Raw genomic sequence first — 22,212 nt, forward strand, 5'->3', positions numbered from 1 at the left:
ATGCCAAACGGGGTTGTTAGCGCCCCCGCGAAGGCTTAGCTCCTGCACATGGCCAGTGCCCCCGCCCTGATCGACCGCCATGGCCGCACGATCAGCTATTTGCGGATCTCGGTGACGGATCGCTGCGATCTGCGCTGCCGCTACTGCATGGCGGAGCAGATGACCTTCCTGCCGCGCGCCGCGTTGCTCAAACTGGAGGAGATCGCGCTGATCGCCGAGCGCTTCATCGCGCGCGGCATCACCAAGATCCGCCTCACCGGCGGCGAGCCGTTGGTCCGCCGTGACGTCGGCGATCTGGTGCGGCGGCTCGGACGCCATGTCGGGGCCGGGCTCGACGAGCTGACCATGACGACCAACGCCACCCGGCTCGCCAACCATGCCGCAGAGCTGGCCGCAGCAGGTATCCGCCGCATCAATGTCAGCCTCGACAGCCGCGATCCCGAGACCTTCCGCTACATCACGCGCCACGGCGATGTGGCGCAGGTGATCGGCGGTATCATGGCAGCGCGCGACGCCGGCCTGGCAGTGAAGATCAACATGGTCGCACTGAAGGGCCTCAACGAGGCCGAGATCGCGCCGATGCTCGACTGGTGCGTCGACCATGGCTTCGACCTGTCGCTGATCGAGACCATGCCGCTTGGCGCGATCGACGAGGACCGCGCCGATCGTTTCCTGCCGCTTACCGCTGTATTCGACGATCTCGCCGCGCGCTTCCCGCTGACACGCGACACGCATCGCAGCGGCGGCCCGGCGCGCTATTGGCGTGTCTCGGAGACCGACACCCGGCTCGGGCTCATCTCGCCGCTCACTGCCAATTTCTGCGACACCTGCAACCGCGTGCGACTGACGACCGAGGGCATACTCTATACCTGCCTTGGCCATGACGATCAGGTCGATCTGAAGCAGGCATTGCGCGACGGCGGTCTGGCCGGCCTCGACACAGCGCTCGACCGGGCGATGGCGTCCAAGCCCGCGCGCCATGATTTCGACATCGCCGCCGCCGCGCCGGCCGTGTCGCGCCATATGAGCGTCACCGGCGGATGAGATTGCCCCAATGAGCATTCGCCGGGCGCTCGTCGCCTCCCCGACGCCACCCGCCCAGGCCGCGGCGGAGGAGCTTGCCGATGCCTATGACTGGGTGCCGGTCGAGGATGCCGAGATGATCGTCGCGCTCGGCGGCGACGGCTTCATGCTGCAGACGCTCCACCAGATGCTGGAGCGCCGCAAGCCGGTCGTGCCGGTGTTCGGCATGAACCTCGGCACGGTCGGCTTCCTGATGAACGAATGGCGTCGCCACGGGCTGGACGAACGGCTGTCCCGCACCAAGGAATTCAAGGTCATCCCGCTCAGCATGACAGCGGAGACCGCCAGCGGCGAAGTCTTCAAGCTCCCTGCGATCAACGAGGTCTCGTTGCTCCGCGAAACCCGCCAGACCGCCAAGCTGGAAGTGACGGTCAACGAGCGCATCGTGATCGACGAGCTCGCCTGTGACGGCATCCTGGTCGCCACGCCCGCCGGATCGACCGCGTACAACCTCTCCGCCCAGGGGCCGATCCTGCCGCTCGGCTCGGCGATGCTGGCGCTGACCCCGATCAGCCCGTTCCGGCCGCGGCGCTGGCGCGGGGCCATCCTGCCCGACAAGGCGCGCATCTCGCTGCGCGTGCTCGAGCCGGCCAAGCGCCCGGTCAGCGCCGTCGCCGACCAGCGCGAGATTCGCGAAGTGGCAAAGGTGGATATCGTGATCGACCGCGCGCGCGAGCTCACGCTTTTGTTCGATCCGGAGCATGCTTTGGACGACCGGATAACGATGGAACAATTCATCGCGTGAGGGGGCCTGATGGGGTTGCATCGTGCGAATCGCAGGTTATACAGCGCCTCCGCACGGTGTTCCCTGATAGCTCAGCGGTAGAGCTCTCGACTGTTAATCGAGCGGCCGTTGGTTCGAATCCAACTCAGGGAGCCAATTCTAAAAGTGGGGGTTTTTTGCCCCCTTTTGGTGCTGGGCCGGAACCGCCAGTTCCGCCGATTTTTTCAAGAATTCCAAACGGTTCTCGGAACGTGACGGTCAGCGCTCCACCCGCGAATGACGAGTTCGATAATATCAAATTCAGAGCCCGCCGCTTGGTCGCCAAGGGCTGATCCGCAAACTGGTTGTGGGCGGTCCTCGCGAAATCCAGCAGCGCCAGACCATCATCAATCAGGTCGTCCTCGGCGGCATGCAAGCTCTCCATATCTCGCAGCGTCCGATCCCGCTCTTCACGCCAGGTCGCTGAAACCCGGTCGTGGAATTCGACCGTGACCCGCCCATCGATCTTGTCGAGGTAAAGAGTGTCCAATCGGTGTTGAAGGCGATCGGCCTCAGCCCGCAAGCGCTCAACCGATTCGTCGCGGTCGCGCCGCTCGTCTGCATGACTCTCACGGATGGCTCGCTCAATGAGCCGGAATGACGCATCATCCAGCCGAAGCCGCCTGAGGACAGCTGCAAACTGCTCGTCGAGCGCCTCCTCCCGTATGTATCGTTCTGGGCAGCGCCCCTTGAACCTGGAGCAGTGGTAGTAGATGTATCGGCCCTTCTTGATCTCGGCCGTGACCGCGCAACCGCAGTGACCGCAGGTGATCAGTCCGGTGTAAGCAAATTGAAGCCGATTGCCGTGGACGTTGGAGATGCTCCGGCCATCCAGGATCTCTTGCACGTTGGACCAGGTGGCAAAGGTCGTCAGCGGAGTATGCGAGCCCTTGTAGAGTTTGCCCAGCCATTCGAACGAACCCGTGTAAATCCGGCTGCGTAGCATTGTGTTGATCGTGCTCACGCCCACTGGTTTTCCGCTCTTGCGGTACCGGAGGCCAGCCCGGACGGCCAATTGGGTAACTTCCTTGAGCGAATACTGGCCGCTCTCGAACCATTCGAACACGCGGGTCACCAACGGACCGATATCCGGATCGATTGTGATGACCTTCTTGCCGAGCGGGCCCATCACATTCACATAACCGAGGGGAGCGAATGTCGGCCAAATCCCCTGCTCTGCCTTTTCGAGCATTCCCTTGCGGGTCTCCTCAGAGAGATTGTCGATGTAGTTCTTGGCCATCAAAACCTTGATGCCATGCATGAACTTCTCCGACGATCTCGAATCCCGAGAGAGAACGACATTCTCCTTCACGAAATGGATCTCGATATCCAATCCGTCGACCGTCACCCAATCCTTGAGGTTGCGGTAGAGCCTGTCGGTCTTCTCGACCAGAATCGTTCTGACGCTCGGATGGGATCTGATGTAGCGAAGCATTTCCTCGAATCCGGTACGACCGGCGCGCTTCGCGGTTTCAACGTCAACATGTTCAGAGGCAATCGTTATGCCGTTCTGAGCCGCATACTCTCGCATCAACTTCTGCTGTGCCGGGATAGAAAATCCTTCCTTCTCTTGCTCGCTGGTCGATACTCGTGCGTACATGACCGCCTTATTGCGTTCTTGAATGATACGCTTTGCCTTCGGTTGTACGATCTTTGCGCGGGGTCTCGTCATCTCAATTACTCCTCCTTACCCCAATATACCATCCATCCTCCCATTTTTGAAAGTCATCTGGCGAAGTTCGATATGTGAATTACTTGGGGTTGTTTGGTTTTCCTTGCAGTTGGCGGTTCCTCACGATCCTATTGGCGACTGTCGAAAGCGGTGAAAAAATCCACGAAATCCCCCAGAAAGTTTCTCGCTTCATCGTCGCTGACAGGACGATCGAGGTGCTGTTCGAAATATGCTCTGGCGTCAGCGACTAGGGCGGCCGAGAACATCGCGCGTCTGGAAACCCGTCGCCTTCCAAAGCTAGGCGGAGTGTCATGCATCCCGGAGGCTACAGTCACTAAGGGTATTGGTGGCGGTTCGACGGGCTCTGGATCGTGCTCGGAATCGAATGCTGGAAGTGAGGCGACAACTTCTGCCCCTACGGGCGGTCGGGATGGTGAATTGGCTCCCAGAACCTTCGGCCGACGACGACGCCTCATGGCGTAGTCACAGACACTGGCGACGGCCCCTTTGAGGGTCGAGCAAAGAGGCTGGCCCCGAACCGTCGCCGTAGATGAACGAGGACGCTCGAGGTGTAGCGTTGTTGCCGCCATCCCGTGGGACTATGATAGACACCGATCGCCTTCCAATAGTCGCGCGTGGTGGCCAACCCGGAGAGGAATATCCAGCGCGCGGCTTCGACGTTGAAACAGGCATCCTGTTTCAACCAATGGCGGACATGTCGCTCCGGCCGACCGGTGATCGTCGCCAGCCGCGGTACCCACCAGCTATTGACCTGCAATGGCCCGAGGTCGTGGCTGCCGTCGCTGTTTGCGACTTCCGCGCCAATCCAGCCGCCTTCCTGATCACGCAATCCCCAGAGCGTCTTGGCAAGCCAATTGCGGCCGGCAGCTGACCGGGCGATGCACGTCGCGACGATCTGCTCGTCGATCGTGTTTTGACGGGTCGTTCGGGCTTCCAGGGAATGGACAGGGAATGCGAACATCAGGGCAGCCAAGACCGCCCTGATGAAGATCGGCGCGAACCTGGGTGCAAAAGCGGCCCTAGTGATCATGGCCAGCCCCATGGTCGTGCTCTTGTGCGGGGGCCGGATCGACACGTGAGGGCGCCGTCTGGGTGTGTGGCCCCTCCTCAACACTCCGCGTCAGGATGTTCGTAAGCCACCGGTCCACAGCCTCCACCGCAGACTGCGCACGACCGGCAAGCAGATGGGCCAGGCCGCCCTGTTCGGGCCGGTTGCGGGCCTCCTGCTCCGCACGCATCCGCTCCTTGCGTTCCTGGCGCTCACCGCGCTGCTGATCGCGCAGCCGATCCCATCGCTCTCCATGGCGCTCCTCGCGAGCCCTGTGACTGTCGCGATCGAGGCGGCCGAGGCCTTCCAGAGCGGAGGTCTTCTCCCCGGAGTGGCGTTCAAGCTTGTCGACGAGGCGCTCCCGATCCTCGGTCCACAGCTTTACGCCGTAACGCGCGCGCGTGATCGCGGTGTAATAGTTTTGGCCGGTCACCAGCCCGGAATTCACCGGCGCGAGCACATAAGCGCGATCATAAGTCTTCGATTGGGCAGAATAGACCGTCTCCGCGTAGCCGTGGTCCCAGCTTTTGTGCTGGGAAAGGTCGATGTCTTGGACTCGCCCTTCCCGGTCCCAGCGGATCGTCGCGACTGCTCCATCCAGACGCTCGACAGTGCCGCGCTCGGCGTTCTTCAAACCAAGGTCATGGCTCACCAAACGCCACTGGATGCGGTCACCCGTGGCCAAATCGCGCTCTTCGCTGCGGAACACATTGACCTGCGAGGCACGTCCGATACGAGGGTCCCACCGGATGGTCCGACCATGTTCGTCGACCATCCGGACCACCTGCCGGCCGTTCGCATCACGGCCGATCCCGACGACACGATATTCGGTGTCGCGGGCGACTCCCAGGCCCGCATTGTCCCGCGAGAAGATCAGGACCTGCCCGCCCGAATAGAAGCGGGTAAAGTGCTTCTCCTGATCGGTCATCCCGGCGGGCGTCAGGACTGAGAGCCGGGCGTCTTCCGCCGCAATTGCGCCCTCCGTCTTCAGAGCTTCCCGGATCTTGGTATTGACGATCAACCTGGTAGCATTCTCCAGGACGAGGATGTTGGTGTTCGCGCGGTTCTCGGGTTTCAGCCTGGTCCATTCGCCGACCAGTCCCCTGGCGAGGGCCTCTGCATCCCCGCCGCTGGTCACCTTGTCGAGGTTCTCCAGCGAGGCGGCATAGTTACCCAGGCGAGCCTGGGTCACCGCTGCCTTCATCATCCGGGTTTCCTGGCGTATGGACTCGGTAAGCTCGGCCGTCGGAAGGCCCAGCTTCTGCAACAGCCAGAAGGCCTTCCCCTGTTCGATTGCGCCGGTCTGTTTGTTATCGCCGAGGACGATCAGCCGAGCGCCGGTCATACGGCTGATCTCAAGGACGCGAAGCGCCTGCCGGTTGCCAAGCTGGCCGGCCTCGTCGAGCACGAGGGTATAGCTGTCGTCGATGTTGCGCCCGCCCCCGGCGACAAGGCTGGCGACAGTCCGGGAGTCGATCCGTGCGTCGGCGCCTAGCTTGGCCGCCGCCGATGAGGTCGGCGCGAGCGCGACGAGTGTAATTCCTTGTGGGGCAGCATCGTTCAGCGACTTCACTAACATCGACTTGCCTGCGCCGGCGACGCCATGGACACCGACAAGCCGGTCGCTGGTCGTCCCGATGTGGAGGAGCGCTGCCTCCTGGGCAGGATTGAGGCCAGCTTCAGCCATGACCTCGCGAATGCGCTCGACGGTCGCAATAGGCGTGGCATCATTGAGCGAAAGCGAGAGATGCTCGGACAGAGCCAGTTCAAGGCGCGCGGTGCGCCGGGTTGTGCGCCCCCGCGTGTGGATCTCGTCGCCGGTTTGATGCCTCGTTGCGAGCAGCTTGAAGCGGCTTTCATGCTCCTCGACCAGGGGCCGGATATCCGAGAGCCGGACCTCCCCGACATGGGAGGCAAGGGCGAGCCGGAACATCCGGCCGAGATTGTTGACGGCCTCCCGGGTTTCCGCCTGGCGGATACCGAACAGCATCGCGCGGGCCGACGTGCGGGCATCCGGCGGGCGCACATCGTTCTCGCTGCGGTCTGCATCTTCCCGGGCGGCATCGAGCGCCTTCCGAAAGGGTGCCGATCTGGAGGCCCACTGGTCGTGCAACTGCTCCAACGAGATTTTCTCCTTGGGGCCACGCGTCGCATAGAAGGATCTCTGCCGGCCGGCCTGCCCGGTCAGGCCATGCTCCTTGGCATGCTCATTGATCTGTTCAGCCCGCTGCGACATGGCCTTGGCCAGCTCGGACGGGACGCCCCGGATTTCGAATAGGCCTTTGCGGGGGTCGAAGCCGATCTGATAGCCAAGCTCGCGAAGGTCGTGCGCCAGCTCGTTGCGATAAACCTGCCCGGCGACGATCTGCTCGACGAACATCGCCCTGGTTTCGAGACTGACCATTTGATCGCCATCCTGGCGATTGGTCATGTTCATGACGACAACGTGCGTATGCAAGTGCGGGTCGAGTTCGCGCGATGCATGCTCCGTGAAGCGCGCAAAGATCAGCCGGCCGGTCGTTTCATGGACAATTTCGCCAGCGACTCGGTGCCGCAGGGAAGCATGTTCCTCGATATAGTCGAGCGCTACGCCGACGGCCTTCTCATGGGCAGCGAGGATACGTTCGTCGCCCGTGACGAGCGCCATGATCGAGACGGACTTCGGCGCATTGACCGCGAAGTCCCAGCCGGGGTGATGCTGGATCTTCGCCTCGGCGCGGTGACGGCCGAGCTGAAGATCGCCAACTTTCCCGGCGAGCAGATCCTGGAAGATAGCCGGGTCGACCTTGCCCTCGAGCCCAAGCTCGGTGGCGATTTGGCCGCCCCACTCTGAATGCTCGTCGGTGCCCTTGGTGTAGTAGTCGCCCACCGTATAGTAGCGGCTGATATTGGCGGGCTTGCCCTTGAGGCGGATGGGATTGATCATGCCGGCGCCGCCGAATTCCGGTCGCCATCATGGCGGCCATGCTGCCGCAGCCGGAACGCAGTCGGTTTCCCGTAAAGCGTAAGCGGTGGGGGCGATGGCGGTGCGTCCACTGCGCCGCCGCCCGTGTCGGTAGGCTCCGCAGCCGGCGCATCAACATTTTCTGCCGCCTCGGTCGTCGGCAAGGTAGCGGGTTGGCTCAGTGGCAGCTCCGGCCCCGTGTCCGCAGGGACCGCGCGGCGCCGTCGTGTGGTCGGACGCGGTGCCGCAGGCATTGGCTCAGCGGACGGCTCGGGCGGTGCGACCGGCCCCATGGGCATCCGGACAGGGGTGGTCGCGCGTTCCTCAAATGCCACGGCGATAGAGGGCATGCGATTGTAGCTGTCCTCGAAACGCACCACGGGCAGATTGCGCCCGAACCGAAGATAGCCGCACAGATTGGGAAGGTTAGTGACCTCGGTGTGCATCACTAGGGGCCGGGTCACCTGCATCCGCGAGAGGTTCACGCCATCGCGCATGTCGTTGACGCCGTAGGACATGCCTTCGTTCGCTTCGACCTGCTCAACTTGGCCGAGATTTTCGCTGACATGTTTCGCGGTCGGGGTGTCGTTGGCGCGTAGCGCCACCCAGGTCGAGCAATAGCCGGTGATCGCCGCGGCATCCTGGATGCCATAGGTCGCTTCAAGCTGCGGGTAGCTCTGGAAGCCCAGGATACCGCACCCGCCATATTTCCGGGCACGGGCCAGGAAGTCGGAGAGGCTGGGCAGTTTCTGGAGCGAGGGAAGCTCGTCGATCACGCAATAGAGGCGCCGGTTGCGATCGGCCGACAGGCTCATGATCGCGCTGATCGCGATGTCGAGCCAGACCGTGATCAGGGGCCGGAGCGACGGGAGCTGGTCCGCCTTCACAGTGATGAACAGCCAGCTGTCGTCCCGCTCGTTCGCCACCCAGTCGCGGATCGACAGGCCATCCTCGGTATCGTCGAGATAGGCGAAGGACCGCATCACCGAGGCGAGCTCCGCCTGGATGCCGGCCGAGGTCCGCTCCCCTTCCATGGAGATGAATGCGGCGGCGTCGGTCCCCTGCGCAAAGGCCGCGAGGTCCTTCAGCTTGGATCGCAGCAGGGTATCGAGCAGGATGGAGACCAGCGTGCGCTGCTGGCGCGCGAGCTTGCGAAGCACCGCCACCAGGGTGCCGCGTGCGGACTTGGCCCAGAACGGATCGCCGGCCTTGTCGGGGATCGTGGACTCCGCGATCTGATCATAATGATAGTCCTTGGGGACATCGACCCAGGGTGACCAGCAGTCGGATCGGACGTCCAGCGGGTTGAGGAGAACGTCGATCCCGGGCCGGTAGAATTTCTCGACGAAGGTGCCGGCGGTGTCATAGACGATCGCCCGCTTACCGCGCTGGCGGATGCCGGCGAGCATCTTGATGATGATGTTGGTCTTGCCGGTGCCGGGGGCACCACAGATCAGGATATGCTCGGGCTCGAAGATGTCGGGCACATTGACCCCGCCAATCTCGAAGCTGCCCCGCGCATGGCGCCAGAGCGCGCGGCGTACCTGCCGGACGGTCCCGAACCGGGCCCCGCGTAGGAACTGATTGGAGCCGAGCCCCCTTCCCGTGCGGGTGAAATAGAACCACGCCCAGAACAGCATGGCGAGCGCAAAGATGCCAGACAGCGCTGCGCCATGGATGAGGTAGCGCTCAAACGCCTCCAGCGTGGTGTGCGCTAGACCTGAGTCGAGCAGCCCTTTGGGGGTCGTCCAATATTCCCGACCGGCAGGCGTCTTGAACAGGATGGGTGCCGCATTGCCCGGAACCGCGTCCCCCATGAAGCTCGCCTGGCCCAGCTTCAGCAGGACATAGCGCTCATATTCGGTCGACTTCTCGAACCCGTACCAGATGATGCCGCCAATCCAGATGACCAGCCCCGCCACCAGGGTCTGATAGAAGACCTGCGTGGTCATGCGGACATTGTGGACAATGGCCTGGCCGCCGCGGGTCCAGCTCCCCAGCGTGTCGTGTCGAAAGATGCTCATGCCTGGTCCTGCTCGGGATCGAGCAGCCCCCTCTCGCGGAGGAGGCGCCGGGCATCGGCGAGGCCCTGCTCAAGGATTTCCGGCGTCCGCCCGCCGACCGAGGCGGCGAGGATGGCAAGGGTCTGGATGCCGGTCGCATGGAGCTCGTCGAATCGAGCATGGTATCCCGACGGATCGGTGCCCTCGAAGCGCCCGAGGATGTCACGGCAATAGGTTGCTGTGGGCATTCCCGCGTCGCGGGCACGGACATCAAGGCGCCTGAAGAGGGCGTCATCGACGCGGATCGTAATGCGAGCCAAGGGCGAGACTCCGGTCTGGCACCCTGACGATCATGATGAAGCGCGCCCCTTATACTCGAATTAGCGCCTGATCTCAAGGATTTATGCTGGCGGCCACTGGCAGCCGGATAGTGCCAAGGAAGATCAAGGACTTGGGTCTGGCGCACCCATCGCCTGGCTGCCACTGGCGGCCACATAGCGCCAGAATGGCTGCCGATTTGTGCCACATCCAAACTGTTATAAACGCTAAAGAAATCGCCGAGCAGCACCCGTGCGTGGGGTGCATTACAAACGCCCTCGGCGTGCGTCCTCCCTTTCGCTGCGACAGCGTCGCTGCGTAGCCTCGCACCGGAAGGGGCGCGGCTCCCCCGAAGGGGCCTCAAGGCAATTTTGGCCTTGCGCGCGTGCGCGCGCTTTTGGATGATGACGCTTGGCGGGCAGACCCATGAAAAGGACCATGGTCATGCCGAAACAAAGTGAACGCGAACGCCTTGTCGATCTGGAATCCCGCCGCCGCAAGCTCGATGACGAAGTCGAGATTGCCCGCCGCGCCTTGCGCGGCAAATATGCTGCTCTGGTCTCCGAACTTGCGGTGGAGACGCTCACGGAACGCGAGTTCCGCGACCTGCTTGGCCATGCGATCCGCGCCGGTGCTGCCCCTGCCCTGGCCGCACTCAAGGCGCTGCCCGCGCTTCCACGCTGATCGACAATGTCGCCCGAAGGGCGGCCCAGCGACGAGCATGGCGGAGCCACGCGCAGGAGGCCGGTGCCCCTTCGGGCACCGCATCGGCGGGCGACGGACCCGGCACTTCCTGCCGGGTTCCTGAGCCCGGCGATCCTGTTCGCCCGACAAAAAAGGGGACGGCCCGGGCATGACCCGAACCGTCCCCATGGCGTAAACCTTACCGCGTTCGTGCCCAGACTGGGGCCTCGCCATTGCGGCTGATGAGGCGCGGGCGGACCCCGGCCTCCCCCAATATGCGGGCGAGATGCGCCTGGATGCCCGACCCTTCGCAGATGATCGCATCGGCTGGACGCAGCGCGACGATGCGGTCGTTTCGGACGAACCCGGCGCGCTTGCCCAGACCCTTGGGAAGGCCAAGCCTGACCAGCTTGACATCGTTCGCTGCCGCCCAGCTTTCTGCGATGGCGTCCGCTCCGGTGTCCTGTGCCGTGGTGAGCAGGACCATGTTCGGGATGAACGCCTTCACCCTGTCCAGTGCGGCGTGGATCGGTCGATAATCGTCCCATGCCGCCCCGCCCGAGAAGGCGACGATCGGCCCCTGCGGATGGTGCTGATCGATCCTGCGGTTGCGGCGGGCGGCGAGGAAGTCGGTCGCGTCTATGACCGAGGCGGTGCGTTTGCTCGACACCAGTGACCCCCGCGCGCTGCCCCAAGGCTTGCCGGTCTCGGCGCTGAATGCTGCGGCGGCGTAGTCCCGCATGCAGGCGATGGCATCATTCGCTTCGTCCAGCTCCCGGCATTTCGCCTGTGCCGCCTCCAGTTCGTTCATCATCACCTCGCTGCCATCGGCGCACCGGATGAGATCCTTCACCTCCCGCGCGGCATCATCGGCCTGCCCTGCGAGGCCGCGCGCGGTGCTGTGCAGGCTGTTGACGATGCCCCAGGCGATGCGCTCGGCGACCCGTTCCAGTCGGGTGTCGCGCAGCACATCGAAGACGGTGCCGATCAGGAGTTCGGTCGCCAGTTGCACCTGCATCGGATCGGGCATGTCGGCGAGCAGTTCATCTTCGCCCCGTGCGAAGCGGACCCCGTCGAGGTCGGAGCTGAAGGCGGTGGTGAAGTCGCTATTGGGCGCGGCTGTTTCCGCGGCGATGAGATCGGCGATTTCTGTGAAGTCCCGGATGGTGCGCTTGAAGTTCGTCATGTTGACCTCCTTTTTCTTGAAAGAGGTCATTTCCCCTGCACGGGCTCCGAGCGCCGGGGTCAAGGATCGCGAAGCGACCGCTTTAGCGGCGGTGGGGGTCACGATTTTCTTTGGCGCCGCGCGAGGTGTGGGGAAGAGCGCTGCCCTCTGTTCGCCAAAGAAAATGGTGGGGCCCCGCCGTCCTTGAGGCCGGTGCTGTCCCCGTGCCATCATAAGACTTGTTGAGAGAGATATTTTACACGGAACGGTGCCGCTGGGCGCCAAAGATGACCCTTGGGCTCGATGCCCATGGGGCAGCTCTACGCACAGCCAAAGTTAGCGGGAGGACAGGATGGGAGACGCCATCATCTCACCAGTCATAGGCGGGCAGGCCGGGATGCTCCTGCGCATCGCGGTCAAGCATGATCCAATCCACCCCGGCCCGGCTTGCGAGGTCAAAGCAATCAGCAAGATCAGCGGGCAGCTCATCAGGCAAGTCGGTGGGCACATAGACGAACCATCCATAATCGCCTTTCTCGAAGGCGGCGAAGGGCGCAGTGTGCAGATAGACGTTGCACGTCTCAGCGGTGACGTTGGCGGTCGACAGGACCAGCATGCGCTCGATCATGGCTCTTGCTCCTCTCTTCCTGTGCCGGACCAGTTCACCACCTCAAAGCCCGCATCGACCGGCATGTGCTCGCAGAGCAGTTCAACGATGCAGGTGGCGACGTCAGGGGCTTCAGGGGTGCCGAAGCGGTCCCCCGCATCCTCCGATTTCCCGAAGGAAGTCAGCGCGGCCTGTTAGAGGGCAGCAGGGTCGAAGACGTTCAGGTCAAGTCGGACAACGGTCATGGGGATTGCTCCTTTTCCAGTTTCCAAAGGCCCCGGGCGACGGCTTGCGCAGCAGCCGGGCCCCGAGATCGAAATCTTCATGCTGGTCGCCCCCACCGCAAGGCGCAGCCTGAGCGACAGCATGGACGCTCGCTGTCAGTGGAGGACCGAATCCGTCGGCGGCCGGTAGGCATCGAACGGATTGCCGTCATGGAGGTGACCGAAGGGGGTGATGACATAATCACCACCCTCCCGACCCACCGCGCAGATGACATAGCGAGGCTCGCCGGTCTGCGTGTCGGTGCATTCCACAAGCGCGAGGTCTCCCGATTCCGCCGCCCGAAGCAGCGTCGAGAAGTTCCGCCTAAAGGCGTCTGGAATAGCCATGTCCCTTCCCCCTCAAGCCACTGCCGCAGCAGCACGGCGTCTTTCCACCCGCGCCGAACGGCGTCCGTCCGTGATCCTGCGCACCGGCATCCCCTTGTCGGGGGCCTGATCCGATTTCCGGAAAGCGTGGATCGGCACGCCTGCGCCATCCAGCTCTTCATAGAGATTGGCCTGGACGCCCGATCCCTCGCACAGGACAGCCATTACGGGCCTCAGATCGCGCAGCTTGCGATTGCGCGCAAAGGCGGCCTTCATGCCCGACCCGAGCAGGTTGAACCTGACCGTCTGCACCTTGCGGCTGGCGGCCCATTTCTCGGCGATCAGGTCGGCGCCGCTGCGCTGCGCGGTCGTCATCAGCACCATATGCGGGACATGCTCTTTCACCCGATCGAGCCGTTCCCAGAGCAGGTCGACATCATGCCAGATCGCCGGCCCCGAGAAGACCACGATCGGTCCCTGCGGATTATGCCGGTCGCGGACATCAAGCTGGCGGGCGCGCAGGAAGTCGATCGCGGCGATCTGACTTGCGGTCGAGATGCGCGAAGCGCGGCTCCCGCGCGCGGGCGACCAGGGCCATCCCGACATCGCCCGGTACATTTCGGCGGCATAGTCGCGCATCGTCTCGATCGCGACACGCTGCTCGGCGGTCGACTGGCAGAGAAGCTGCTTGTCTTCCAGCTCGCGGTTATAGACCTCGCTCATGTCGGGGGAACGGGCCAGCTCGCCGATTTCCACAGCAAGGCTGTCCTCGCGGCGCTCGAGCTTGCCGGCGACGAAGTGAAAGGAATTGACGAAGCCCCAGGCAATCTCGGCGGCCAGCGGCTCCAGCCGCGTGTCGGTAAACAGATCGAAGATGGTGGCGATCACGCCCGCGCTATCGGCCTGCGCCGCCAGTTCTTCGGGCATGCCATGTTCGCCGGGTTCTTCACCTTGCTCGACGATCGAAAGCGGCATGGGGTCACCAAAGGCGGCCTGGAATTCGGGGGTAGCGGTCATTTCGGCATAGAGCTGCTTGAGGTCGCCAAAGCGATCGACGCTGCGCACGGGTTCGTGCCTGGTCATCGGACAGATCCTTCTTGAAAGATGGGAATGGACAAAAAGAAGCCGGGAGGCGCGCAGCGCCCCCCGGCTCCCTCAGGCTGGCTTCAGAATGGGACCTCTTCGTCGAGATCGCCGCTGAACCCGCCGCGCGCGCCCGCACCCTCAAGCGGCGCGGTGCTTCCACCGAACCCGCCGGCGAACTGGCCGCGCTCACCGCCGCCAAAGCCGCGATCCTCGCCCTCATCGTCGTCGCTATTGCGCGTACGCGCCGCCTTGCCACCGGCCGCGCGGCCCATGTCGTCACGGCGCCACGATGCCCGGAACCCCTCCTCGGCGGTCCCGAACAGTGCGATCTGCATCGGGAAGCGCCAGGACTGGTCGTCCAGCTCGCCGGAGTAGAAAATCTCTCCGGTGGTGTGGATCGCGGTCGCTTCGAACAGCGCGCCATAGGGCACCCAGCGACCGTTGCGGTTGATCGCTTCGACCTCGAACTTGGGCGCCCGCGGGTTGTTGCTGGCGATCGGCTTCAGCCGCGCCCGCTGCAGGTCGATTTCGCCGCTGGCGATGAAACCCAGCAGCTGGCCATTGACGTTCCGGAACTCTCCAACAGTCTTGGACATGATCTTCACTCCTCTAAAATGTCGCTCATGCGACACTCTCAAAGAGCCTCCTCTTCTCTCCCGCGGTGGGCGGGCCGGCGGGCGATCCGTCGGAGATGAAGCACGACCGTGCCGCCCGTGCCCCTGTTCCCACGGCCCCGAATCGGCTAGACTGCAGAGATGGATGCGGAGACGATACGCGCGGTGGCGAAGATTGCCCGGTCTCGGGCGGAGCGCGGTGGCGGCTCGGCCGCGCAGGGCGACGGCATGTCTCGCTTGGGCGCATCACGCGCCCTGCACCAGCTCGCGACGGATCTTGAGGTGACGGCCGCAGAATTCGACCGCACCACGACCAAGCGCACCGCCAAGCCGCGCTCCTGATCCCGGCCGCTCTACCGCCCCGCGCCTTCTCCTTCTTGCGATAGGTGATCGTCACCCGCAGGGCCGAGATTCGGCGCAGCCGAAGCTCGGTCGGAGCGAAGCGGAGATAGAGCGCCGGTGCTCGCGCCAGCGGGCAATCGCCATCAACTCGCTACCTCGGTGCGCAACAAACGCGAGCCAAGAGGATCGGCGGCGATCAATCGCCTTCGTCTGGCCCGCGCTCCTCTTCCCGATCCGGGCTCATTGAATACATCGTCATCACCGGAACCACCTTCGGCACGCGATAAGCGCGCGGATCCTCGACTTGCTTGGATCCATCAAGTTTGAGGCAAACGGCGACGACCCAACCGGTCAGCCAGGCGACGTCGGTGCCGCCAAGTGTTTCGCACCAAGTGACGAGGTCGGGGTCTGGTTCCGGGGATGCCTCGTCTTCCTGCAAGGCTTCGACGCGAGCGACGATTGCGTCCGTCAGGGGATGATTGCCGAAGGGCAACGGAACCAAGGCCGCTGCTATCTGGAGTAATTCCGCGCGCTCCATTTGGGCTGCCGCCATGAGATCGTCATAGAGCGGCTCCCTCACGGCGCCGCCGCTTATTCCGAGCGCGACGAGAGCTGGTCCAGCGATCCAGCCTGGTTCCGTCAGGGCGACCAGACGAAGTTTCTCAATTGCGGCTGGTTCAATGGCGAGGCCATCCACAGCGCGGTCGAAAAATCCCCAGACGGCGGCCTGCGCGACCACCCGATAGTCGGCATCGTCATGAAGTCCCGGGTCATCCAGCGCTTCGCGGAGAACGGTCGGAACTCGGGGATCGCCACGTTTGGCAATTGCGCCGATGGCAGCGCAAAAGACGAAGGGATCTTCCGAGCATCGCGACCCAATCAAGGCATGGATCGAGGCTTCTGTCAGCGTCCCAAATGCGGCCAGCGCTCGGGCCGCCGCCCGCGCGACAGAATAGCGCGGCCAACCCCGGCTGGGGCCATGGTACCGATCAAGACTGAAATCGCGATCGTCGGAAAGGAGCGATACCAGCAATGGCTCTGCCTCACTCCACTTATGACGGCCCATAAGTTCAGCCCAGGCCAGGCGCACATCTGCTCCTGGATCGCGGACCATATTCAGCAGCGCCGCCCGATCTTCGGCTTCATTCCTCTCGACCAGATAGGTCATGGCTGCACGTCTGACGTGGTAGCGCGGATGGCCAAGCCCATTCCGAATAAGAACGCGCTCCTCGTCCCCGCCCCGGATGCGCAGGGCGATGATTGCTGGCATCCCGTCATCTTCATCGCCGGTGGCGAGTAGCCGGCGGGCGGTCTCCAGGATGTCGCCTTCGCCGGTTGCAGCAAGGCAGACAAGGATTCCCGCCAAACCGAGGGGGCTTTCCGGACAAAGTGCGGCGATGCGCTGCCGGACTTCCGGGCTGCGTCCCTGCATGAGCCGTCCGATCTCGGTTTCGCTGTCGATCTCGACGAGAATATGGGCGATAGCCCGCTCGGTCTCTTCAAGGCGATCGGCAAAGACGCGCGCGGGTGCGACCTTAGAATCGATATCACTAGGGGAGGCGCGGTCTAAATCGAGCACGAGCTCCAGTCTGCGAGCCGGTGTCATTCTGTGGATCAGCCCAGCGAGAAGATCGGCGCCATCGGGAGGCGATGCCGTGAACGAAAGCTTGGCGAGCGTAGTACGCAGGCCCTTGCTGCTAAGGTTCGTTCTCAATAACGCAGTTTCGAGTTCAGGCTGCAGTTCGTCATGCCAATTCTTTTCGATCAGTGACCAGACAGGCGGTAAGGCCCGATCGTTCGCGTGCTTGAGCAGGACCTTAAGATATCGTGCCGGGAAGTTCTCACGCGCGTTGCTCTGCGAAGACGCAAGTGCATAGACCATCGCAGCGCAGTGTTTATGCCCCTCCAGCCAATCCCAGCCCTCCGCCGCGAAGCGTGAAAGGGCAACCGATTTAAGGCCCGCGTCGGCGGTGTAGTAACGCTCGCCCGGCTCCTCGAGAATGCGATCGGCATTGATCGCGTCCACCTCGTGTTCGCGAGCGCGTCGTTGTTCGTTGTTGGCGTAGCTCTCGAACCAACAGTCGACCTCATTTTCGGCCTCGATGAAGCTGTCGATGACGAAGTCATAGCCCGGTCCTCCCGGCGCAACAGCGCCGGCAACGATTGTGTCGATGTTGTCACCGGGCGCCTGCAACGCCGCGAGCGTCTCCACGGCATCGCCGAAGGCGCCGCCAAGGGTGTCGCTGAACGAACGCGCGAACGAGAGGAAGTCCTCTTCATAGTCGCCATCGGTGAAGGGCAACACGCCGCGAATGAAAGTTTTCAGCAACTCGGCCGTTTGTGGCTCCTCGCGAAAACGCTCGATCTCTTCGGCCGACAGCTGTGGCGGCACCCAGGTTTGGCCGGGCCATGTGCCTTTTTCGCGCGGCGGGAGGCGCATGAGAAATTCGCTAAACTGGCGCGGAGCGAAATCGGGTGACGCAAATTGTGAGAGGTCAGCAAAGGCACGTTCGAACGACCCGCTGCCGGCGGGAGCCGTCACTCGGGCGGCGAGAACCGCGTCGAGACTTGCCTGGGCCGACGCGGCAAGCTCGATCTCGACCGCCTCCAGACTGGATGCAGCGCGAACGATCTCCACCGCGCCACGCGAGGCCCAGCCATCGTCACTGCCCGCGATCGTCAGAAGCGCTTCGGCGAAGGCGGTCAACACGGCCTCTGTCTCGGCACGGTTCGTGGCGAGCGCCAAACGCAGACCCTCCTCCACCCGCGGGTGCTGAAGTCTGATAGAATGGTCAACTACCCGAAGATTGCGGCCAGCACCGAGGAAGTCGATAAACCCTTCGACATGGGGCTTCTGACCGTGCGTGTTTCGCAGGATCCGCAACACCCGACGAAGGTCGGCCAGGTCGAAAGAGCCGGAGGACCGTAGGAGACCCCAGAGAACCGCGGCGCACGCAACGCCGTCGTCCCCCCAGCCCAGCGTCTGGTCCCGAATGACGGAGGAGATTGCCTCAATCGAGGAAGCATCGAGGATTTCATAGACCGACCGCGGGCTCTCCTCCTTCTCGCGAGGCAGTGCCGCCAAAAAGCGCTCGATCTCATAGGGCCGACGAACCCGGCCCAGAACGACATCGCGATGGGCGAGCGCCAAGGCGTGGGCATGTCCGCTCAGATCGCCAACATGATTGTCGTAGATCAGCGCGCGTTGGTCCGCGGTATAGTCCTCGGGCTCTATCGCGATCGTGTAGGATTCGAGAGCCTCACCCGGCTCGCTTCGTTTGAAGATGTCGTACCGCGTCGTGATCAGGAACTTATGGGCACTATCGGCCATCCGGAAAAGACCCGGGAGTTTCGACGTCCACCGAGCGGCTTCGATCGATGGCGCCGAATCTCCCCAAGGATCCCTGAGGTAGATCAGCAATGGGCCCGGATCGGTGAGAGCGCTGTTCGCTTCGCCCGCGTCCAGGGCGGGGCGCTCAAGGAATGCTGGGCTCTGGCGCGCCAGCTTTGCCGCAAGGACATCCGCCGCAAGCGATTTACCGGTGCCGGACGGGCCAACGATGATCACGGCATGCGTGTCGCGAAGCGCTTGTTCAATGGAAAGGAAGGATCGAGGCGGCACGAACTGATCGTGACGCCGATGCGCGAGGCGTGAGCCACCATTGTCGATGATGTTGGCAAGGAGATTCGCCATCGTCCAGCGGCCGCCATGTTCGCCCCCTAGGCGTTTACGCACCGCGTCACGCATGTCCTCCAGGCATTTTAGCAGCTTCTGGGGCGGAACATTCCCGTGCCTGTCGAGAAGCTTGAAGATGCGGGATTTCAGCATCTCCATGGTGATCGTGTCGCAAATGCCGATACGCTTTCCCAAGGCGGCCTTTTCGGCGGCTGTCCGCGCGTTGCGGCAATAAGGTGGCAGGTCGCCGGGGTCGGGGAACGACAGCAAGGCGATGTTCTGATGCAGGCGCAGGCCTGATTCCAGCCCCTCATTGGTGATGAAGAGATATTTGGCGGTCGGGTCGGCGACCAACATATCGAGCGGGCGAACGCGAGGCGCCGGCCCCCTGGCCTTCCCTTTCGATTTGGTCGCAGCCTCTTTTCCCAGCAGGACATCTGCGAAGGCCTTGGAGGTCCATGGCGAGGTGGTGCGCGACTTGATCTGCACGATAAGGCGGGTGTCGCGCGTGGCGGTAGAAACGCCGAGCGAAGCCAGGTTGGGATCCTTCAGCGTCGCCTCAGCGTCCTCATGGGACGGCGGTTCAATCTCAATTTCGTTACTCAGCCCCTTGGCGAGCATGATCTCGAGCGCAATCCAGATGGTGACATCGATCTGATAGTCGTAGGCCGCATAGCTCGGATTGCCAGCAGTGCCCCCGGACTCAGGACGTAGCGTTCCTCCGGCAGATTTTGTGCCGCTGCTAGGCGGCACGGTTGCTGGCTTTGAGTTGGAGATAGATGAAGGCGAACAGGCGAGTGAAGAGATAGTCGATCTGAAGGGCCGTCTCGAGCGGCTCCTGCCAGATTTCCGAGTGCCGGATCCGATGGGTGTTGCCGATCTTGGTGAGCGCGTCCGCCTCGACGCTCAGGGTCGCACGCAACTTGGATTCTGGCCGTGCGGCATAGTTCAACATGGCGTCGGCTGTGAGGCGTTTGTCATTGCCAGGCTCAAGCGTCTTGATGCGTTCAAAGGCATCCCAGAGTTTCTCCAGGCCATCGCTACGGTCTTCATGTTTGGGAGCGAGAATACGCAGGCGCGCCGTCTCGAGGAGACGATCGGTTTCCGCGTCGCCGGTCGCGAACCGCGCCTGCATCAGGGCGACGCGAAGCGTCGCCGGCAAAAGCCGCTGAATCCTGCCCTCTGGCGTCATCTCGAAAGCGAGACCGTTGCGCGCGAAGAGGCGATTCACCTCAGCGATAAAGGCGGCGAGACCGGGATCGCGATCCCAGGCAAGGTGATAATGATCGAAAAAACCATGCCAACTGCCTTCAACGGGTTGTCCAACCGCCCTCGCGCAGAATTCGAGAAGATCGAGGATGACCGGCGTCTCCGGCAATTTGTTGGGACGCAGGGGCCACTCGATCTGCGGCACCTCGGCTTCGAGCATGAAGGCAAAGGCCGATCGGTCGCAGCCACAAGGACGCTTCCCCGCGTCCGGACATGCCAACGGGAACCGATAACCGAAGGAGGCATCGTCCAGGCGGGTTTCGATCAGGCTATGAAGTCCGCCCCAAAGACGTTCATCGATCGATTCTGAGGCACGCGGCACAGCGCCGAATTCGCGATCTGTGAAATAGTCGTCAGTCATCATGGGCAATCGTGGTCTCGGTTCATTATCTCGTTTCGACGGCATAGCTTATGTCGCTCACAGATTCACAGCGTGATGTCCGCAGCGTGGTCGACGGCGCACTCGTAGGATCACCCTTGCTTTCAATCCGCAGGGATCGGGAGGCCAACTGTTATCGTGAAGGTCCCATCGAGGCGCCGCGGCAAGATCGATACCAGAACATTGTGTTCCGGTCGGTGGAGAGGCACCTTGCGGCATGACTTCAAACGACCCCCACCGTCATCATTATGTACCGCAATTCTATCTGAGCCAGTTCGCGTGCCATGATGATGAAAATAAAGTCACGACGTTGGCCGCCTATAACGGTCGTGACATCGTCGCCGAACGGAAGTCGATTTCCCGGATCGGATATGAAGAGAAACTGCACGACTACGAGTTCGAGGGAAAGAAGCGGTCGATCGAAGGGACCATCAACGATCAGATCGAGACCCCGTTCACGCAGGGAAGCACATGGCGCAAAGTCACGTCTGGCCGCACGGCGGAGTTAGACGAAACCGACATTGAGCCGCTCTATGGGCTCATCCATCATCTTCAACGCCGCAATCTCGAGGCACTGCGCTTCATCGAGATGGAACAGGCGCGCATTCGACGCCACGGTTTCTCGGCTGACGACACTGAGGAAGAGCGAGCGATGCACATGGCACTTGCCGCGCATCCCGATGCCGTTCGTGCCTTCTTTCACGAAGGAATTCTGCAGGAAGCGCCATATCTGAACGATGCGGCGGAACTGGGCATGCTGGTCTATCGAACCGGGCTGCGGCTTCGAACTTCGACCAACCCCGTCATTGCCATTGGACTGCCGGGCGAAGAAGCGGGGCGCAAGCGCGCCAATGGCGATGCCGCCCGGGCATGGTGGCTTCCGCTTACCCCTCACTGCGGCGTGGTAATGACTCTTGGGGCATCTTTCACCGGCTATTCCAACGCAGAGATCCCGGACGACAGCGCGCAAGGGCTCAACCGTCACTATCTGGTGCAACTGCTCGAAGCCCTGTCGGTTCGCTACATCTTGGCGGAGGATCGGCACATTGAGAGCGACCTTGAATGGGCGGGCTACCGCATCGAAGTGCGGACAAATCAGGGGTTCAGATACCATAAACCACCCGGCTAAAGGCCGACCGGGTCAACCCGCCCACCTTCGCTCACAAAGAACAGGGCGACGCCCAGCTTTGCCAGTCCTCGACGGGTTTCCTCGAAGAGGCATGGCTAGGGTACCGCCCGGTGTTCTGCACGAGCCGCTGCCCAGATTTCGCGCGCGGCATCGGCGTTCATCGCAGCGATAGCCAGACCAACGATCAAGTCCGGCCAAGCAGAATGCCACAGCGTGGCGGTCACGACCGCAGCGACAATGATCGCGATATTGGCCACGGCATCATTGCGTGCCGAGAGATAGGCCGCCTTGGTCAGGCTGCCCTGATGATGCCGAAACCGGGTCAGCATGATCGCGCAGGTCGCATTGACGGCGAGCGCGCCCAACGCCGCTAGCGACAGCGGAATGGGTGACGGCGCGATCGGCACGTTGAACTTCGCCCAGGCGGTCCAGAGCGTCGCGAGTCCCGGCACAAGCAGCACAAGAGCGAGCGCCATGCCGAGACGAGCCCGGCCGCGCGTGCTCCACCCTAGACCAACAAGGATCAGGAGATTGACCGAAGCGTCCTCGAGGAAGTCGATGCTGTCGGCGAACAGCGACACCGACCCAATCAACCGTGCGACAGTGAATTCTACCCCGAAATAAGCGAGATTTGCGAGCGCGACGAACAGCACGGCGCGGGCCAGCGGCTTGTTGTCGCGAAGATCGACATCGTCGTCCTGGTCGCTCATCGTCATGATCTCCCTCGGGCGCGCAGAACCCGCCGATTACTTCAAGCAACATTCGCCACGGCGGATAGATCAGGTCGGGCAAGGGCTGCACCTTGTAAATCCACAACAT

At 62.8% G+C, this 22,212-nt stretch carries 18 protein-coding genes and 1 tRNA gene; 6 read left to right on the top strand and 13 right to left on the bottom strand.

Features of this window, described 5'->3' with window-relative positions; all coding sequences use genetic code 11:
• Positions 1 to 48: 48 nt before the first annotated feature.
• The 3 genes from moaA (at position 49) to WC729_RS15605 (ending at position 1,963) form a co-directional block, all read left to right on the top strand.
• Positions 49 to 1,044: a GTP 3',8-cyclase MoaA gene (moaA, locus tag WC729_RS15595; RefSeq protein ID WP_372854366.1), complete on the top strand. Its 996-nt coding sequence runs from the start codon at positions 49 to 51 to the stop codon at positions 1,042 to 1,044.
• 10 nt (positions 1,045 to 1,054) lie between these two features.
• The gene (locus WC729_RS15600) at positions 1,055 to 1,828 is read left to right on the top strand and encodes an NAD kinase (protein ID WP_372854368.1); all 774 of its coding nucleotides are present in this window, start codon (positions 1,055 to 1,057) and stop codon (positions 1,826 to 1,828) included.
• Positions 1,829 to 1,888: 60 nt separating this feature from the next.
• Positions 1,889 to 1,963: transfer RNA gene (locus tag WC729_RS15605), tRNA-Asn, on the top strand.
• On the opposite strand, the gene WC729_RS15610 is transcribed toward WC729_RS15605, so the two are convergent.
• The 5 genes from WC729_RS15610 to WC729_RS15630 all read right to left on the bottom strand — a co-directional run bounded on the left by WC729_RS15610 (position 1,953) and on the right by WC729_RS15630 (position 9,782).
• The gene (locus tag WC729_RS15610) at positions 1,953 to 3,518 is read right to left on the bottom strand and encodes a recombinase family protein (RefSeq protein WP_262504329.1); all 1,566 of its coding nucleotides are present in this window, start codon (positions 3,516 to 3,518) and stop codon (positions 1,953 to 1,955) included. The genes WC729_RS15605 and WC729_RS15610 overlap by 11 nt on opposite strands.
• A 472-nt stretch (positions 3,519 to 3,990) precedes the next feature.
• Positions 3,991 to 4,581, bottom strand: coding sequence for a lytic transglycosylase domain-containing protein (locus tag WC729_RS15615; protein ID WP_372854370.1), 591 nt, complete (start codon positions 4,579 to 4,581; stop codon positions 3,991 to 3,993).
• Positions 4,559 to 7,513: a MobF family relaxase gene (gene mobF, locus WC729_RS15620; RefSeq protein WP_372854372.1), complete on the bottom strand. Its 2,955-nt coding sequence runs from the start codon at positions 7,511 to 7,513 to the stop codon at positions 4,559 to 4,561. The genes WC729_RS15615 and mobF overlap by 23 nt, the downstream gene beginning before the upstream one ends.
• On the bottom strand, positions 7,510 to 9,555 hold the full coding sequence (locus tag WC729_RS15625) for a type IV secretion system DNA-binding domain-containing protein (protein WP_372854374.1): 2,046 nt from the start codon (positions 9,553 to 9,555) through the stop codon (positions 7,510 to 7,512). Before WC729_RS15625 ends, mobF begins: the two co-directional genes overlap by 4 nt.
• On the bottom strand, positions 9,552 to 9,782 hold the full coding sequence (locus WC729_RS15630; RefSeq protein ID WP_372854376.1) for a hypothetical protein: 231 nt from the start codon (positions 9,780 to 9,782) through the stop codon (positions 9,552 to 9,554). The genes WC729_RS15625 and WC729_RS15630 overlap by 4 nt, the downstream gene beginning before the upstream one ends.
• Before the next feature lie 514 nt (positions 9,783 to 10,296).
• Here WC729_RS15630 and WC729_RS15635 point away from each other — a divergent pair.
• Positions 10,297 to 10,536: a hypothetical protein gene (locus WC729_RS15635; protein WP_372854378.1), complete on the top strand. Its 240-nt coding sequence runs from the start codon at positions 10,297 to 10,299 to the stop codon at positions 10,534 to 10,536.
• Between the two features lie 199 nt (positions 10,537 to 10,735).
• On the opposite strand, the gene WC729_RS15640 is transcribed toward WC729_RS15635, so the two are convergent.
• The 5 genes from WC729_RS15640 to WC729_RS15660 all read right to left on the bottom strand — a co-directional run bounded on the left by WC729_RS15640 (position 10,736) and on the right by WC729_RS15660 (position 14,580).
• Positions 10,736 to 11,932 carry a DUF2493 domain-containing protein gene (locus WC729_RS15640; protein WP_372854380.1) on the bottom strand — a complete coding sequence of 399 codons (1,197 nt, stop codon included), beginning with the start codon at positions 11,930 to 11,932 and terminating at the stop codon, positions 10,736 to 10,738.
• 139 nt (positions 11,933 to 12,071) lie between these two features.
• Positions 12,072 to 12,329: a hypothetical protein gene (locus WC729_RS15645; protein ID WP_372854382.1), complete on the bottom strand. Its 258-nt coding sequence runs from the start codon at positions 12,327 to 12,329 to the stop codon at positions 12,072 to 12,074.
• 359 nt (positions 12,330 to 12,688) lie between these two features.
• Positions 12,689 to 12,919: a DUF6117 family protein gene (locus WC729_RS15650; RefSeq protein WP_372854384.1), complete on the bottom strand. Its 231-nt coding sequence runs from the start codon at positions 12,917 to 12,919 to the stop codon at positions 12,689 to 12,691.
• A gap of 12 nt (positions 12,920 to 12,931) precedes the next feature.
• Entirely contained in the window at positions 12,932 to 13,981 is a 1,050-nt protein-coding gene (locus WC729_RS15655) for a DUF2493 domain-containing protein (protein WP_372854386.1), read from the bottom strand.
• An 83-nt stretch (positions 13,982 to 14,064) separates the two neighbouring features.
• On the bottom strand, positions 14,065 to 14,580 hold the full coding sequence (locus tag WC729_RS15660; RefSeq protein WP_372854388.1) for a DUF736 family protein: 516 nt from the start codon (positions 14,578 to 14,580) through the stop codon (positions 14,065 to 14,067).
• A 183-nt stretch (positions 14,581 to 14,763) separates the two neighbouring features.
• Here WC729_RS15660 and WC729_RS15665 point away from each other — a divergent pair, with 183 nt between their 5' ends.
• Positions 14,764 to 14,940, top strand: a complete 177-nt coding sequence (locus WC729_RS15665; protein ID WP_372854390.1) for a hypothetical protein — start codon at positions 14,764 to 14,766, stop codon at positions 14,938 to 14,940.
• Positions 14,941 to 15,136: 196 nt separating this feature from the next.
• On the opposite strand, the gene WC729_RS15670 is transcribed toward WC729_RS15665, so the two are convergent.
• On the bottom strand, positions 15,137 to 19,369 hold the full coding sequence (locus WC729_RS15670; protein WP_372854392.1) for a hypothetical protein: 4,233 nt from the start codon (positions 19,367 to 19,369) through the stop codon (positions 15,137 to 15,139).
• A complete protein-coding gene (locus WC729_RS15675) occupies positions 19,359 to 20,246 on the bottom strand; it encodes a hypothetical protein (RefSeq protein ID WP_372854394.1) in 888 nt (295 codons plus the stop codon). Before WC729_RS15675 ends, WC729_RS15670 begins: the two co-directional genes overlap by 11 nt.
• 235 nt (positions 20,247 to 20,481) lie before the next feature.
• On the opposite strand from WC729_RS15675, the gene WC729_RS15680 reads away from it, so the two are divergent.
• Positions 20,482 to 21,393 carry a DUF4238 domain-containing protein gene (locus tag WC729_RS15680; RefSeq protein ID WP_372854396.1) on the top strand — a complete coding sequence of 304 codons (912 nt, stop codon included), beginning with the start codon at positions 20,482 to 20,484 and terminating at the stop codon, positions 21,391 to 21,393.
• 95 nt (positions 21,394 to 21,488) lie between these two features.
• Here the strand turns inward: WC729_RS15680 and WC729_RS15685 are convergent, their stop codons facing one another.
• Entirely contained in the window at positions 21,489 to 22,103 is a 615-nt protein-coding gene (locus WC729_RS15685) for a cation transporter (protein ID WP_372854398.1), read from the bottom strand.
• Between the last annotated feature and the right edge of the window lie 109 nt (positions 22,104 to 22,212).

The organism is Sphingomonas sp., assembly GCF_041661825.1.
Classification (GTDB): Bacteria; Pseudomonadota; Alphaproteobacteria; order Sphingomonadales; family Sphingomonadaceae; genus Sphingomonas.